Annotated in this window: 13 protein-coding genes; 11 read left to right on the forward strand and 2 right to left on the reverse strand. The window is 51.9% G+C overall.

Going from position 1 to position 14,131, the window contains the following annotated elements:
- Together flgL and P9H32_RS01275 are read left to right on the forward strand one after the other, a co-directional pair.
- Positions 1-918 carry a flagellar hook-associated protein FlgL gene (flgL, locus tag P9H32_RS01270; protein ID WP_322607044.1) on the forward strand — a complete coding sequence of 306 codons (918 nt, stop codon included), beginning with the start codon at positions 1-3 and terminating at the stop codon, positions 916-918.
- A gap of 46 nt (positions 919-964) precedes the next feature.
- On the forward strand, positions 965-2,968 hold the full coding sequence (locus tag P9H32_RS01275; protein WP_322607045.1) for an ATP-binding protein: 2,004 nt from the start codon (positions 965-967) through the stop codon (positions 2,966-2,968).
- Positions 2,969-3,030: 62 nt separating this feature from the next.
- On the opposite strand, the gene P9H32_RS01280 is transcribed toward P9H32_RS01275, so the two are convergent.
- Together P9H32_RS01280 and P9H32_RS01285 are read right to left on the reverse strand one after the other, a co-directional pair.
- Positions 3,031-3,294, reverse strand: coding sequence for a hypothetical protein (locus P9H32_RS01280; protein ID WP_322607046.1), 264 nt, complete (start codon positions 3,292-3,294; stop codon positions 3,031-3,033).
- Positions 3,295-3,309: 15 nt separating this feature from the next.
- Positions 3,310-3,993, reverse strand: a complete 684-nt coding sequence (locus tag P9H32_RS01285; protein WP_322607047.1) for a hypothetical protein — start codon at positions 3,991-3,993, stop codon at positions 3,310-3,312.
- 522 nt (positions 3,994-4,515) lie between these two features.
- Between P9H32_RS01285 and P9H32_RS01290 the strand changes: the two genes are divergently transcribed.
- The 9 genes from P9H32_RS01290 to P9H32_RS01330 all read left to right on the forward strand — a co-directional run bounded on the left by P9H32_RS01290 (position 4,516) and on the right by P9H32_RS01330 (position 14,115).
- Complete coding sequence (locus P9H32_RS01290; RefSeq protein ID WP_322607048.1) at positions 4,516-5,376, forward strand: flagellin N-terminal helical domain-containing protein; 861 nt, start codon at positions 4,516-4,518, stop codon at positions 5,374-5,376.
- A 235-nt stretch (positions 5,377-5,611) separates the two neighbouring features.
- Positions 5,612-6,562, forward strand: coding sequence for a flagellin N-terminal helical domain-containing protein (locus P9H32_RS01295; protein WP_322607049.1), 951 nt, complete (start codon positions 5,612-5,614; stop codon positions 6,560-6,562).
- A 234-nt stretch (positions 6,563-6,796) separates the two neighbouring features.
- Positions 6,797-7,687 (forward strand): flagellin N-terminal helical domain-containing protein, encoded by an 891-nt coding sequence (locus tag P9H32_RS01300; RefSeq protein WP_322607050.1) that lies wholly within the window; start codon positions 6,797-6,799, stop codon positions 7,685-7,687.
- 235 nt (positions 7,688-7,922) lie between these two features.
- Positions 7,923-8,804 (forward strand): flagellin N-terminal helical domain-containing protein, encoded by an 882-nt coding sequence (locus P9H32_RS01305; RefSeq protein WP_322607051.1) that lies wholly within the window; start codon positions 7,923-7,925, stop codon positions 8,802-8,804.
- A 141-nt stretch (positions 8,805-8,945) separates the two neighbouring features.
- Entirely contained in the window at positions 8,946-10,382 is a 1,437-nt protein-coding gene (fliD, locus tag P9H32_RS01310) for a flagellar filament capping protein FliD (protein WP_322607052.1), read from the forward strand.
- An 86-nt stretch (positions 10,383-10,468) separates the two neighbouring features.
- On the forward strand, positions 10,469-12,430 hold the full coding sequence (gene asnB / locus P9H32_RS01315; RefSeq protein ID WP_322607053.1) for an asparagine synthase (glutamine-hydrolyzing): 1,962 nt from the start codon (positions 10,469-10,471) through the stop codon (positions 12,428-12,430).
- 16 nt (positions 12,431-12,446) lie between these two features.
- Positions 12,447-12,971 carry a flagellar assembly protein FliW gene (gene fliW / locus P9H32_RS01320; protein ID WP_322607054.1) on the forward strand — a complete coding sequence of 175 codons (525 nt, stop codon included), beginning with the start codon at positions 12,447-12,449 and terminating at the stop codon, positions 12,969-12,971.
- A 26-nt stretch (positions 12,972-12,997) separates the two neighbouring features.
- Positions 12,998-13,225, forward strand: coding sequence for a carbon storage regulator CsrA (csrA, locus tag P9H32_RS01325; RefSeq protein WP_322607055.1), 228 nt, complete (start codon positions 12,998-13,000; stop codon positions 13,223-13,225).
- Between the two features lie 26 nt (positions 13,226-13,251).
- Positions 13,252-14,115, forward strand: a complete 864-nt coding sequence (locus tag P9H32_RS01330; protein WP_322607056.1) for a flagellin N-terminal helical domain-containing protein — start codon at positions 13,252-13,254, stop codon at positions 14,113-14,115.
- The last annotated feature ends 16 nt before the right edge of the window (positions 14,116-14,131 follow it).

Raw genomic sequence — 14,131 nt, forward strand, 5'->3', positions numbered from 1 at the left:
GTGCGAATTTCTAATCAGATGTCGAACCAGATGTTGTCGAACAACATTATGGACAATCAGGCAGCGGTATATCGTAAAGAACAGCAAATTGCTTCGGGGAACCGAATGGAGAAAGCATCCGACGATCCGGTGGCATGGGCTCGCCTTTCCCAGTTGCTGGATCAGCAAGAAGGGCTCGTGCAATATGAGCGAAATGCCCAGTTGGTTGAATCCCGGTTGCTCTCAGCTGATCAGATGCTGGATTCCATAGGATCGCTCCTTCAAAATGCTTCTGAACTTGCGGTTCAGGCCTCGGACGGTACGTTGAATGAGGCTGATCGTCAGGTTTTGGGAGCACAGGTGGATGCATTGCTTGAGCAACTGGTGACCCGCGCGAACACGCCGTCTGATGGGGGCGGCTATCTGTTTGGCGGAATCCAATCCGCGTCTGAGCCTTTTGCGGTGACCCGCAATGCCGATGGTTATATCGACTCGGTGGTCTATGAAGGCGGAAGTGTATCGGCGATGGTCGAAGTGGCCGCCGGGGATGCGCTGCCGAATCAGCTGGTGGGCGGGGGGGCGGACAACGGAGTGCTGATCTCGAGTTCGACCGATGCTTTTGCGCCGCTGATTGAAATGCGTGATCGTCTTTTGGCGGGTGAGAATCTGGCCGAAACGACGTTGCAGACTCAGGTGGATGGAGCTGCTGAAAAGGTGATTGTCAGCCGGGCTTCGGTTGGAGCTTATATAGAGCATCTTTCCTTTGTGAATGAAATCCGGGGCAATCAGGACGTGTCGCTGAAGGAAGATATTTCTGCTCTTGAGGGCATTGATATAGCTCAGGCGGTAAGTGAGCTCACGGAAAAGCAAACGGCCTATCAGGCGGCGCTGGCTATGGCCACAAAAACCGTCAACATGTCGTTGTTGAATTATATTTAGTGGTGGCGGGGTGCTCTTCGGGCAGTGCCGGAAATAACGGGTTCTTATGAAGGAAATGCCGATTGGGTTTAAGTCGCTGGCGATTAAGCTGACGATATTTATTCTATTGATCAACACGGTGGTTCTATCGGCGTTGGGGGTCTATTATTCGCGCCACTTCGGGCAATATATCGAAAATCAGCTTGTCGCTCAGTCTCTAATTCCCGGCGTGCTCATGAATGAAAGTTCGCTGAATTATTCGATGGTCCGTGAGCCTGAAGTGCTCGAGCGACTGATTGGCCGGAAGGTTGATCATGCCATGGTGGTTAGAGCAAGCGGTCGGGTGCTCTACAGTTCTGCCGCACGGGAGGAGGGGGTTAAGTTTCGCGATATTGATCCCGGCAGTGCAATTTTTGAGCAATTGATGGAGAAGGATGGCGAGCTCCTTATTCGAAAAGATATTTATCGAACGGAGTCCAGCCGCAATATTATCCAGCCGCTTCATATCCAGGACACATTGGCCGGCTATCTGTGGATGGCAGTGAACACAGAATACGATATGTACTTTAAGCGGAAGCTGTCTGTGATTTTCTTTCTTGGAACACTGGTGTGTATTTTGGTTGGAGGTTTTGCTCAGGCATTCATCGTCAACCGTTTGGTTGTTCCGCGGATTCTGCGCTCCGTGCAGTGTCTGCATTCCGTGCAGAATGGGAATCTGGCGGCCCGGATTCAGGCCGATGCCTCGGGCGACGAGATCGGGGTGTTGGAGCATAGTGTGAACGCTATGGCCTGCGAAATTGAACTGCGCACTTCCGCGACCGAGGAGGCGACCCATGAAATGGAATTGGCAAAAGAAGCCGCAGAAAATGCCCGTACGGTGGCTGAGCGCGCCAACATGGCAAAAAGTGAATTTCTTGCCAATACATCGCACGAGATCCGGACACCGCTGAACGGAATTCTGGGGATGTCGGAAATCCTGCTCGACTCGTCTCTCAATCAGCAGCAGCAGAATCAGGTGGATACGATCCTGAATTTGGGCGAAAATTTATTGGAAACCATAAATAATATTCTAGACCTTTCCTGTGTAGAAAGCGGCCAGGTGGAAATCCTGTTTGAACCGCTCGATCTGCATCGGTTCTTTGCTGATCTTGAGCGGGCATTTGTTCCTTCGACGATGAGTTACGGAATTCCACTGGATATTATGATCGATCCGGAGATCCCTCGCTATGTCCAGGCTGCCCAAGGGCCACTGCGTCAGATATTGAGCAATTTAATCACCAATGCCTTCAAGTTTACCCGCAAAGGTGAAATTCGTGTGCGGGTTGAATCGGAGGGGATTGATGCGGAACAGCACGGTTGTCAGGTTCGGTTCGGAGTGGAGGATACCGGTATTGGTATTCCGGAACATGCCCGTGCCAAGATTTTTGAAGCGTTTGCTCAGGCAGACGGTTCCAGTACCCGTCGATATGGCGGGTCCGGACTTGGACTGACTATTTCAAATCAGCTGGTTTCCCGGATGGGCGGCAATCTGACGGTGGAAAGTGAAGAGGGTAAAGGGTCGTCTTTCATTTTTGAGCTGCCCTTCACCTATCTCGATGCCTTGCCGAGCGAGAAGGGCGAACGTATATCATCTGAAAATGAATATCAGGATAAAGAGGAGCCTCTTTCCGGTACCAACGTATTGGTCGTTGAAGACAACAAAGTGAACCGCCTGATGGCAAAAACCTTTTTGAAGCGAGAAGGCTGTCATGTGGTGGAGGCGGAAAATGGGCAGGAGGCACTGGAGGCACTGGGGCTGGAAAACGGCCCGGCGGATTCATTACATTCGTTTGATATTATTGTGATGGATATTCAAATGCCGGTTCTCGACGGGCTGGAAGCCACCAAGTTGATTCGGGAGCGCGAGAATCCGGACCGCCGTGTGCCGATTATTGCTTTTACCGCTCATGCCATGCAGGGCGATAGGGAAACCTTTGTGGCTGCCGGCATGAATGACTATTTGGCCAAGCCTATGCGCAAGCAGCAGTTGTTGGATATTCTGCAGAAGTATGTTGAACCGGCCATGGCATAAAAAAAAGGCCGGGTCATATTTTCCCGGCGATCTTTTACATGTTCAAACGATTCTTCGGGGTGCTAAAGCTGGTCAATGATGCGGTCGAGTGATGCGGCGTCGAGTTCTACCGGGGCATCACGATCCGAGGAAAACCGTTGCAGGATCTCTTCTCTGGGAAGCATCTGTTCTTTGAGTGTTGCAAGACTGCGCGAGAGCAGGAGGGCTTTATCTGATGTGCGAGCCCGATCACATTCGTTGCCGCTTGACGGGGCATGAGTGGGCTTCGGGAGGTTTGTATGGTAGCCGACGGTTGTGGTTGAGCTCGTGGTGAATCCGATTTCCATTTTCTTCAATCCTTATTAAAGCGAAAGCCGGTCGGCCATAACCGTGCCGCACATGTCGGAAACAAAAGCCTGATATGCGGCGGGAGATTTGATTTTAAAGCCCAGGTCGTCCTTGCTTTCATTTTCGCTTTTATGTGCGTTGCTGTATTCGATGAAATAATCGTAAATGTCGCGGTTTTTCGCATCAAATACGCCCGCGAATTCAGCACAGATTTTTCCGGTTCCGGAGTTTATCAACAGCAGGCTGATATCGATACGTTGCGGGTGGTAGGGGATCATTTCGCGCACATTCGGGCAAATGACGTAGGTGCAATTCATTAAAGCTCCGAGAAAGGCGACTTCTTTAAGATCGAGCGATCCGTCGTTGCGCATGAGATTGCGGTCTTCGATATACGGTGCGTAAGCACTATCGGGACGAATGATTTTAAGCGAGGAGGCGAAGCGCCGTTGGGCACCGCCGTAAAGGTGGTGGTAGAAATCAGTTTGAAGGTTTTGATCTTCAATTCCCAAAGGGGGAAGAAGCAGGATTTGATTGGCGTTAACCGAATCCGGCTGGTCTTTGTTCCAGTCGTAGACATGCATGCGCAACGGTGAATTCTGGTCGGTATTAATTTCAATCGGCTTGTTGTTCTTCAGGTGCGTACACCCTGCGGTCAAGACGACTAACAGACTGGCAAAACCCCATGTTTTGGACATCATTTGGGCTCTCCTCCCGTTGCATATTGGATATCAAACGTGGATTCGCAACCACAGGGGCAGACCACGTGTAATGCCTTGATTTGACCGTCTTTCATGATCGGGGTCAATTGGATCTTTTCCGGTTTGGTCCCAATCTCGATCGGATCGGGCTGGAACTGTACCTTGTCGGCTCGAACAATGCCTGTTTGGCGTTGCGACGGCCTGTGTTGGCTCAGTGACTTATGCGCCATATGGGTTCGGCTGACATAGGTGCTTTTTTCCCATTGTTTCTCAGATGTCTTCATGATCGCAGGAGAAGCAAGCCCGATGCCATGGCGGGACGAAGCGTGCGAAATGGATGATACGTGTTAATTCGGCAAAAATTGCCGGATTGAATGGTTTTTATTTGTCCGGTTTAAGTAGTGCGCTCCAGGGGCCGAATAATCAGGCATCCGCAGGAATTTCCGGATGGTCCGGAAAGGCGGATGGGTGGCACAAGGATGTGCAGCTCGTTTGATAAAACAAGGGCCAAGGAGGCACAAAATGCAAGTCAGTAATAATATTTCATCATTCAATGTATGGAAAAACTATACCAACAACGTCAGCAGTCTGCGCGACTCGATGTCAAAACTTTCGTCAGGAAGTCGCATCAATAACGCAGGTGACGATCCCTCAGGCCTGGCTATGAGTGAACGGCTGCGCACCCAGTCCCGCAACACGGCTGCGGCGGCGGGCAATGTGGAAAACAAGCTCAATTATCTGCAGACGGCGGATTCATGGATGCAGAAAATGCACGATATGCTCGGTCGTATGGGCGAGCTGGCTGTGATGTCCAACGATGGGACCAAATCGCAGGTGGATCGCGATATTCTGCAGAAGGAATTCTCGCAGATGCAGGAAGAAATCGTGCGGATTGCGGACGATGCCGGAAAGTTTAACGGTAACGCACTGTTTGACGGAACGACAATTTCGCAGCAGGTGGGTGCGGATGGCGGACAGACCTTCGATGGTGTGTCTATCGATCTGCAGTCTACAACGGCGACGGATCTGGACGGAGCTACTGGTGCGGGCACGACGACCTGGGCGGACCTGATTGACGGAACGGTGAATATCTCCACTGCGGCCGCTGCGGAAGCGGCTGTGGGCGACCTTCAGCTTGGCGTCGATTTCATCAGTAACAAACGTGCGGATGTCGGTGCGGAAATGAAGCGGATGGACCAGACTCTGGACGGGCTGCGCTCCTACGAAGAAAATATCAGTGCCACCGAAAGCCGGATCCGCGATGTGGATGTGGCCAAGGAAACCGCTGAGATGTCGAAATACAATATTCTTCAGCAGGTTGGAACAGCGATGTTGGCCCAGGCTAACCAGCTGCCGCAGGGTGTGCTGCAGCTTCTTGGATAAGTTACTTCCAATGGTTGGAAAGGCGGGCTCCGTTTTCGGAGTCCGTTTTTTTATCTTTATTTCAGGCTTTTCGGAAACCGGCAAAAATTACCGATTTGAGCATCTAATTTAAGTTCCGGGCTCCGTAGGCCGAATAACGTTCTATCCGCAGGAATTTCCGGATGGTCCGGAAAGGCGGGGGGTGGCACAAGGACGTGCAGCTCGTTTGATAAAACAAGGGCCAAGGAGGCACACAATGCAAGTCAGTAATAATATTTCATCATTCAATGTATGGAAAAACTATACCAACAACGTCAGCAGTCTGCGCGACTCGATGTCGAAGTTGTCTTCCGGCAGCCGCATCAATAACGCAGGTGACGATCCCTCAGGCCTGGCAATGAGTGAACGGCTGCGCACCCAGACCCGCAATACTTCAGCAGCGGCGAGCAACGTGGAAAACAAGCTCAATTATCTGCAGACCGCAGATTCGTGGATGCAGAAAATGCACGATATGCTCGGTCGTATGGGCGAACTGGCTGTAATGGCCAATGACGGGACTAAGTCGACCACGGATAAAGATATTCTGCAGAAAGAATTTGCACAGATGCAGGATGAAATGAAGCGTATTACCGGGGCAACGACAAGCGATACCGATGCTGCGGGAAAGTTCAATGGCCTTCGCCTGTTTCAGGCGGTTGATGCGGATACGAGCGGTGCATTGGATGGAGTTATTCAGCAGGTTGGCGCAGATGGCGGCCAGACGTTTGAAGGCGTTGCACTTGACCTGACGGCTGCGAATACGGACGTGATATATACCGACCTCGGTGCGGACGGTGCGCCCGCTGGAGGCGACGATACTGTATTTACCTGGGGAAGCCTGCTGACCAGCACGACCGATGGAAGTGGATTGAATATCGGATCCACCGGAGAGCCGGGAATGGCTGTTGGTGCAATTAATGCCGGGATTGATTACCTCAGTGGAAAACGTGCGGATGTCGGTGCGGAAATGAAACGCATGGACCAGACTCTGGACGGATTGCGCTCCTACGAAGAAAATATCAGTGCCACTGAAAGCCGTATCCGCGATGTGGATGTGGCCAAGGAAACCGCTGAAATGTCGAAATACAACATTCTTCAGCAGGTTGGAACGGCCATGTTGGCTCAGGCCAACCAGCTGCCGCAGGGTGTGCTGCAGCTTCTCGGCTAAGTTACTTCCTGAGATTGGAAAAGGCGGACTCTGTTTTCAGGGTCCGCTTTTTTGTCTGTATTTCAGTTTTTTCGGAAACCGGCAAAAATTACCGATTTAAGCCGATTGCTTAAGTTCAGGGATCGGTTGGTCGAATAGTTTCATATCCGCAGGAATTTCCGGAAGGTCCGGAAGGCGGTGAGTGGCACAAGGATGTGCAGCTCATGAGTATAAAAATCGCCAAGGAGGCACAAAATGCAAGTCAGCAATAATATTTCATCATTCAATGTATGGAAAAACTATACCAACAACGTCAGCAGTCTGCGCGACTCGATGTCTAAACTTTCGTCTGGAAGCCGTATCAATAACGCCGGGGATGATCCTTCCGGCCTCGCCATGAGCGAACGGCTGCGCACCCAGACCCGGAATACTTCAGCAGCAGCGAGCAACGTGGAAAACAAGCTGAACTATCTGCAGACGGCAGATTCGTGGATGCAGAAAATGCACGATATGCTCGGTCGTATGGGCGAGTTGGCTGTGATGGCTAACGATGACACCAAGTCGGATACAGATAAGGACATCCTGCAGAAAGAATTCTCCCAGATGCAGCAGGAAATTGAACGCATTGCCGGGGATAGCAATGTGGCAGGAGGGGGCGATGCGGATGCCGCCGGTAAGTTTAACGGACTGGCCTTGTTTCAGGGCGGAACCCCGATTTCTCAACAGGTGGGTGCAGATGGCGGACAGGTTTTCACTTCCGCAGCGTCGCTGGATCTTTCCGGCGCATCTACTGAAAACATTGGAACGGGGACCACTTGGGGCGCATTAATCACGTCAGGTGGAGCGCTTGATATTTCTGCAGGCGGGGATGCGGGTGCGGCCGTAACCGAGGTGAATGCAGCCATCGACTTCATCAGTGGGAAGCGTGCGGATGTCGGTGCGGAAATGAAACGTATGGATCAGACTCTGGACGGATTGCGCTCTTATGAAGAAAATATCAGTGCTACCGAAAGCCGTATCCGCGATGTGGATGTGGCCAAGGAAACCGCTGAAATGTCGAAATACAACATTCTTCAGCAGGTTGGAACAGCGATGTTGGCCCAGGCCAACCAGCTGCCGCAGGGTGTGCTTCAGCTTCTCGGCTAAGTTGCTTCCAGAGATTGGAAAAAGCGGGTTCCGTTTTCGGGGCCCGTTTTTTTATGCATAGACCTTTTGAGGAAACGGCAAAAATTTCCGCTTGGAATGTCGGGAACTTAAGAGAAAGAACCAAGCGGTCGATTAACCAATTGCCATTAGAAGTTTTGGGTGGTCCAGAACGAATGGCAAGCAACACAAGGACGTGTTGCTTTGAAGTAAACTGCATATAACCAAGGAGGAAACCATGCAGATCAGTAATAATACCTCGGCGTTCAATGTATGGAAAAACTATACAAACAACGTCAGTAACCTGCGCGACTCAATGTCAAAGCTGTCTTCCGGCAGTCGCATCAATAACGCAGGCGATGATCCGTCGGGACTGGCCATGAGCGAACGACTGCGTACGCAGTCGCGCAACACGGCCGCAGCGGCGGGGAATGTGGAAAACAAGTTGAACTACTTGCAGACCGCAGATTCCTGGATGCAGAAAATTCACGACATGCTCGGTCGAATGGGCGAGCTGGCTGTGATGGCGAACGATGGTACGAAATCAACAACCGATAAAGATGTTCTGCAGAAAGAGTTCAAGCAGATGCAGGATGAAATTTCCCGGATTGTTGACACGACCGACGGTGCTGGAAAGTTCAATGGATTGGCTCTGTTTGGCGGTACTGCTGTTTCGCAGCAGGTGGGTGCAGATGGCGGACAGAGCTTTACCGGTGCAGCGATCGACCTGACTCAGGGCAGTGCGGATACGCTTGCCGGGGGCAGCAAGTGGGGCGACCTGATCAACAGTGGTCTGGCCGATGCGGCTTCCGGTTTGATTGCAATTTCCGGTTCAGAAGGTGATGCCGGAGAGGCTGTGTCTGTAATCAATGAAGGAATCGATTATATCAGCACGAAACGTGCGGATATCGGTGCTGAAATGAAACGTATGGACCAGACCCTGGACGGGCTGCGCTCCTACGAAGAAAACATCAGTGCCACCGAAAGTCGGATCCGCGATGTGGATGTGGCCAAGGAAACCGCAGAGATGTCCAAGTACAGCATCCTGCAGCAGGTCGGAACGGCAATGTTGGCGCAAGCGAATCAGTTGCCGCAGGGCGTGCTTCAGCTTCTGGGCTAAGCATTCCCTGCTAAAAGAAGACGGGACCATTAATCGAACGGTCCCGTCTTCGGGCCCCGGGGCATTGGTTGTTTTGGGGCTGCGGCATTCATCCTGCTTTAGATCAGGATGAATTAACGTATGAACGTTTGAGGATCGGCCATGGGAATACATGTTGGAGGGTTATCTTCGGGAACGGACTACGCAGGCATGATTGAACAACTCATGGCGGCGCGTCGGATTCCGATTGATACATTGGATAATAAGCGAATAGAGCTCGACTACGATATGGGAGCGTGGTCGCAGTTGAATACGTTGGCGTCTTCGCTGACGTCCTCGCTGGACACGCTTCGCGGATTTGATCTCTGGCGCAGTATGTCATCTGAATCCTCTGTGGAAAGCGTGGTAACCGCTTCTGCCGCGACCGCTTCGGCAGAACAGCAGTATTCGCTGGTGGTCTCCAATCTGGCCAAGGCACAAAGTATTTCTTCTGATATCGTGGATACCCCAACCGATCTTATTGGTGGTGGTTACGCATCGGAAGGTGATGTGTTTGAAATCGAGGGCGAGGAAATTACGATTGAAGCGGGGGAAACGCTGACCTCATTACGCACCAAAATCAACAGTGCGGCACTTGAGATGCCGGATGAAACGCGGGTGCAGGCCAGTATCGTCAACAACCATCTCGTATTGACCCGCGCGAATACCGGGGCTGATTCAATTTCGCTTTCCGATACAACCGGAACGGTCCTGCAAAATATAGGGATACTGGATGCTTCGGCTGCGATTAAAAATGAAAATGTTGCCGGTGAGAATGCGGAATTCACGGTCAATGGAATTTCGGTGGTGCGCACATCAAATGACAAACTCACCGATGTTATTGAAGGGCTGACCCTCAACTTAAAAGGGGTGGGGGCATCCACGCTGGATATTCATGCCGACCGCGAAGCGGTTAAACTTGCTATTTCTGAGTTTGTGGAAAATTACAATGCATTAGCTGCGGTGGTGGATGATTACAGCAGTGTGGAATTGGGGGGGAGTTCAGAGCTGGCTGTGAAAGGCGAGTTATATGGCGATTCCCTTTTGAGTTCCATTCGACTGGATCTGCGGCGTATGGCGACGGGGTCGAAATCCGCCGCACTCGATGAAACCAATGCCGCATATTCTTATAATGGCGAGACCGGCATCATGGATAATTTGTCGGATATCGGTATTTGGACCTCCGGTGAAACCAATCAGCTCAGTATTGTGGACAGCAGTCGGCTGGATGACATGCTGGAATACGAATTCTCCAATATGGAGCAGCTGTTTAAAGGGGTTTACGACGAAGAGGCGGTTGCATATACGAACGGAGTTGCTTCCGATATGTATCGTTATGCCGATAAAATCAGTGCATCACTTACGGGAGATATTGCCGAACGTATTGAGTCGATGACTGAAAAGTATGATGATTATTCTGCTGAGATGACGGAGTTGGAGGCGGCTCTGGAAGATTATGAGCAAACGCTTTGGGATCAGTTTACCGCTATGGAAGATGCGCTTGCCAATATGGAATATCAGATGAGCTACATCGAATCCATGTTCAGTTCAGGTAGTTAGTCAATCCATTCTGTTTCCAATCCCTGGAAGTCCGGAATTTCCCGTGGCATCTCCTTTGCTTCATGTAAGCAAAGGAGAAATGTCCAATGTGTGGAATTGCCGGTTTTTTCAGCTGGGATTCAAATGCGCCGGTTCCTTCCCGCCCCCTGCGGCGTGCGTCGGAACGAATGGCGTTGCGGGGTCCGGATGCAGATGGTTTCTATGAACAGAGCGGAGTGGGGTTTGCTCATCGTCGACTGACGGTGATCGATCTGACCGGTGGCTGGCAACCGCTCGAGGACCGCGCTTCCGGGGTTTGTCTCACGTATAACGGTGAGATCTATAATTTCAGAGAACTGCGCACACAACTGGTCGGACTCGGGCATACATTCGAAACGCAATGCGATACCGAAGTGCTGTTGCACGCCTATCTTCAGTGGGGGCGGGCGTGTACGGAACGGTTTGTCGGTATTTTCGCCTTTGCCATTTATGATCCGCAGGAAGAACTGCTTTTTCTGGCGCGTGACCGCATGGGGGCCAAGCCGCTCTATTATGCCCAAACCGATGAAGGTGTTGCATTTGCTTCAACGGTGGCGGCGTTGCGGGCCTTTGACGGGATCGGGTCGGATATTGAATTCGATGCCGTATTGCACTATTTCAGTTCAATTCGTACCACGATGGGGTCACGCACTTTGTTGCGGGATGTCCAAACCCTGGAAGCCGGTTTTCAGTTAACGGCCCGGCGCGTAAATCGATCGGTTGAGTTTCAGCGATATTGGGAATTTCCGATTGTTCCGGAATCTGAAAAAGAGGCGCCGCCGTTGAGTGAAGCGGTGGAAACCGTTCGTTCGCTGGTGGAAGAGGCGGTGGCCGGGCAGCTCGTGAGCGATGTCCCGCTGGGCGGCTTTCTCAGCGGCGGGATTGACTCCTCTCTGATTGCTTCGCTGGCGTCGAAGCAAGGCGCGTATGGCGCCTATAATGTCGGCTACGGGGAACACGGGTGCAATGAATGGCCGTATGTTCGAATGGCGGCGGAGTTTGCGGAAATCCAATGTCGGGAAATTCATCTCAATTCCGACGGATTTGTCGATGCCTGGATTTTTTTGATGAAAGAAAAGGGCTTGCCGCTCAGTACGCCGAACGAGATCCCGATTTGGCAGCTGGCCCGTTCGCTGCGGGAGGATTATACCGTGGCGTTGAGTGGCGAGGGAGCGGACGAGGTGTTCGGCGGGTATGTGACACCGTATTTTTCGGCGTATGATTTTGACCGTGCGAAACGAAAGCCGTCCGATGCGCCGGGGTCCGTGGAGCGGGCGCTGCTGCGGCTTTACGGACAGGACTGCCTGCCGGGGCATGTGGCGCATCACTTCCTGTTGAATTCCTGGATGGCACCGGCGACGCAACAGGTTTTGCTTCAGCCGGATCTGTCCGCGCGGTTCCCGGCTGTTTGGGATTTTTATCAGGGCCTGTTCGATCGGTTTGAGGGGTGCTCGACATTGGATAAACATATGCATCTGCATGCGCGCATTAATTTAGAAGGGCTTCTGAATCGGGTGGATTCAAGCACCATGTCGGCTTCGGTGGAAGCACGTGTGCCTTTTACTGATCACCGTATTGCGGATTATCTCTATCGATTGCCGAACGAGTACCGGATGGCATGGCGCGACGAATCCGCACGCCAGCAGGGGCGCGTGATGAATGTTGCAGAAATCGACTCGCGTAATTTGGTCGAGAGTAAGCTGCTGCTGCGCCGCGCCTTTCGGGACGAAGTTCCGCCGGAAATTATGAATCGTCGGAAGGTCAGCTTTCCGGTGCCGTTCCGGGAGTGGTTCGGAGGGGCGCTGCGTGATTTTGCCGGGGATACGCTTTCTTCTTCCTGTTTGGTGGGCGAAATGGTGCAGCGGCCTGTTTTGACGGAGCTTATTGACGGTGCTGATGATCCCGGTTACGCCATGCAGCTTTGGCCGCTTGTTAATCTGGCGCTTTGGGAGCAAAACGGATTACACCCGGAGGAGGGGGCGCCGGATCCTGTGGCATCTGAACTGCTAAACTCAACTTGTCTTACTTAAATTGAAAGGGATACAGATGAATAAAACCAATGAAACGCCGGATCCGATGGTGTTGGAGACCGAAACCCGCACTGTCCGCATTCCGGTGAGCGATGGCAACATTTTCACGTTCCCGGACGGAGTCCCCGCCTTCGAGGACTACAAGCAGTTTGTGCTGTATTGCAATACAGATATGCAGCCGTTCTTTTTTATGAAATCAATCGGAATTTCGCCGGAAGTTTCCTTTGTCTGTCTTGATCCATTTCTGGTTTGTCCGGACTATCAGGTTCGGGTGGGGCCATCGGATTTGCAGGCGCTTAATCTGCAGCGCGGTGAGGATGCATTTATCTTTTCATTCGTAACTGTGCGCGATGACCCCAGCGAAATCACTGCAAATCTGCAGGGGCCGGTGATTCTGAATATGAAGAACAGTCAGGGCCGTCAGATCATCAGCGAAGGGACCCGGCATGATGTTCGTTTCCGTGTTTGGGATGCGTTGATGCAATCCCGGGAAACATCGGATTCTGCTGAAGATGATTTGACTGCAACACAGTGCCGTTAGACGGAATTTAAGCCAAGGAGGGCTACATGTTGATTCTGACAAGGAAGTCGAATGAAAGCGTTATGCTGCGAGACGATATTGAGGTCAAAGTACTCAGCGTGCGCGGTGATCAGGTTAGTTTGGGATTTTCGGCTCCGGCTGAAATGAACATCTACCGAAAAGAAATTTTTGAAGCGATTCTGGCCGCCAATAAAGAAGCGGCGGACCAATCGAATGCGTCTCTGGATGCCCTGTGCGGGATGTTCGGGCAATAGATGCAGGTTGAATAAAGGATAGAACGATGCAGATATCGAATAATACAACGGCGTTCAACGTCTGGAAAAATTATAACAGCAATATTGAAGGTCTTCAGAATTCGATGGCCAAATTATCGTCCGGCAGCCGCATAGAAAATGCCGGTGATGATGCTTCCGGACTGGCCATGAGCGAACGGCTGCGTACGCAGTCGCGTAATACGTCCGCTGCAGCAGGCAATGTGGAAAACAAATTGAACTATCTGCAGACGGCCGATTCCTGGATGCAGAAAATGCACGATATGCTCGGCCGTATGGGGGAGCTTGCGGTGATGGCCAACGATGGCACGAAGTCGGATATCGATCGCACGGTATTGCAGCAGGAGTTTGCTCAGATGCAGGATGAAATTGCCCGCATCACTACCGGGGCCAATGCCGCCGGAAAATTTAATGGCGTTGCTCTTTTTCAGGGCGGTCCCGGCATTATGCAGCAGGTGGGAGCCGACGGGGGGCAGACCTTTTCTTCCGCCGCAGTGGATTTGACGACAGCCAGTGCTGACGATTTGGGCAATGGAACAACGTGGGGCGAATTGATTGACAGCGCGGGGAGCATTACTATTTCAGCGCAACCCGATGCTGAAACCGCCGTTACTGAATTGCAGTTGGGAATCGATTTCCTGAGTGGAAAACGGGCGGATGTCGGGGCTGAGATGAATCGCATGGAGCAGACGCTGGACGGGCTGCGAAGTTATGAAGAAAATATCATGGCCACAGAAAGCCGGATTCGCGACGTGGACGTTGCAAAGGAAACGTCTGAAATGACGAAGTATCAGATTCTTCAGCAGGTCGGTACCGCCATGTTGGCGCAGGCCAATCAGCTTCCCGGGAATGTTATGCAACTGTTTGGCTGAAATTGATGTGTGCCTC

The sequence above is a fragment of the Pontiella agarivorans genome (assembly GCF_034531395.1).
GTDB lineage: Bacteria > Verrucomicrobiota > Kiritimatiellia > Kiritimatiellales > Pontiellaceae > Pontiella > Pontiella agarivorans.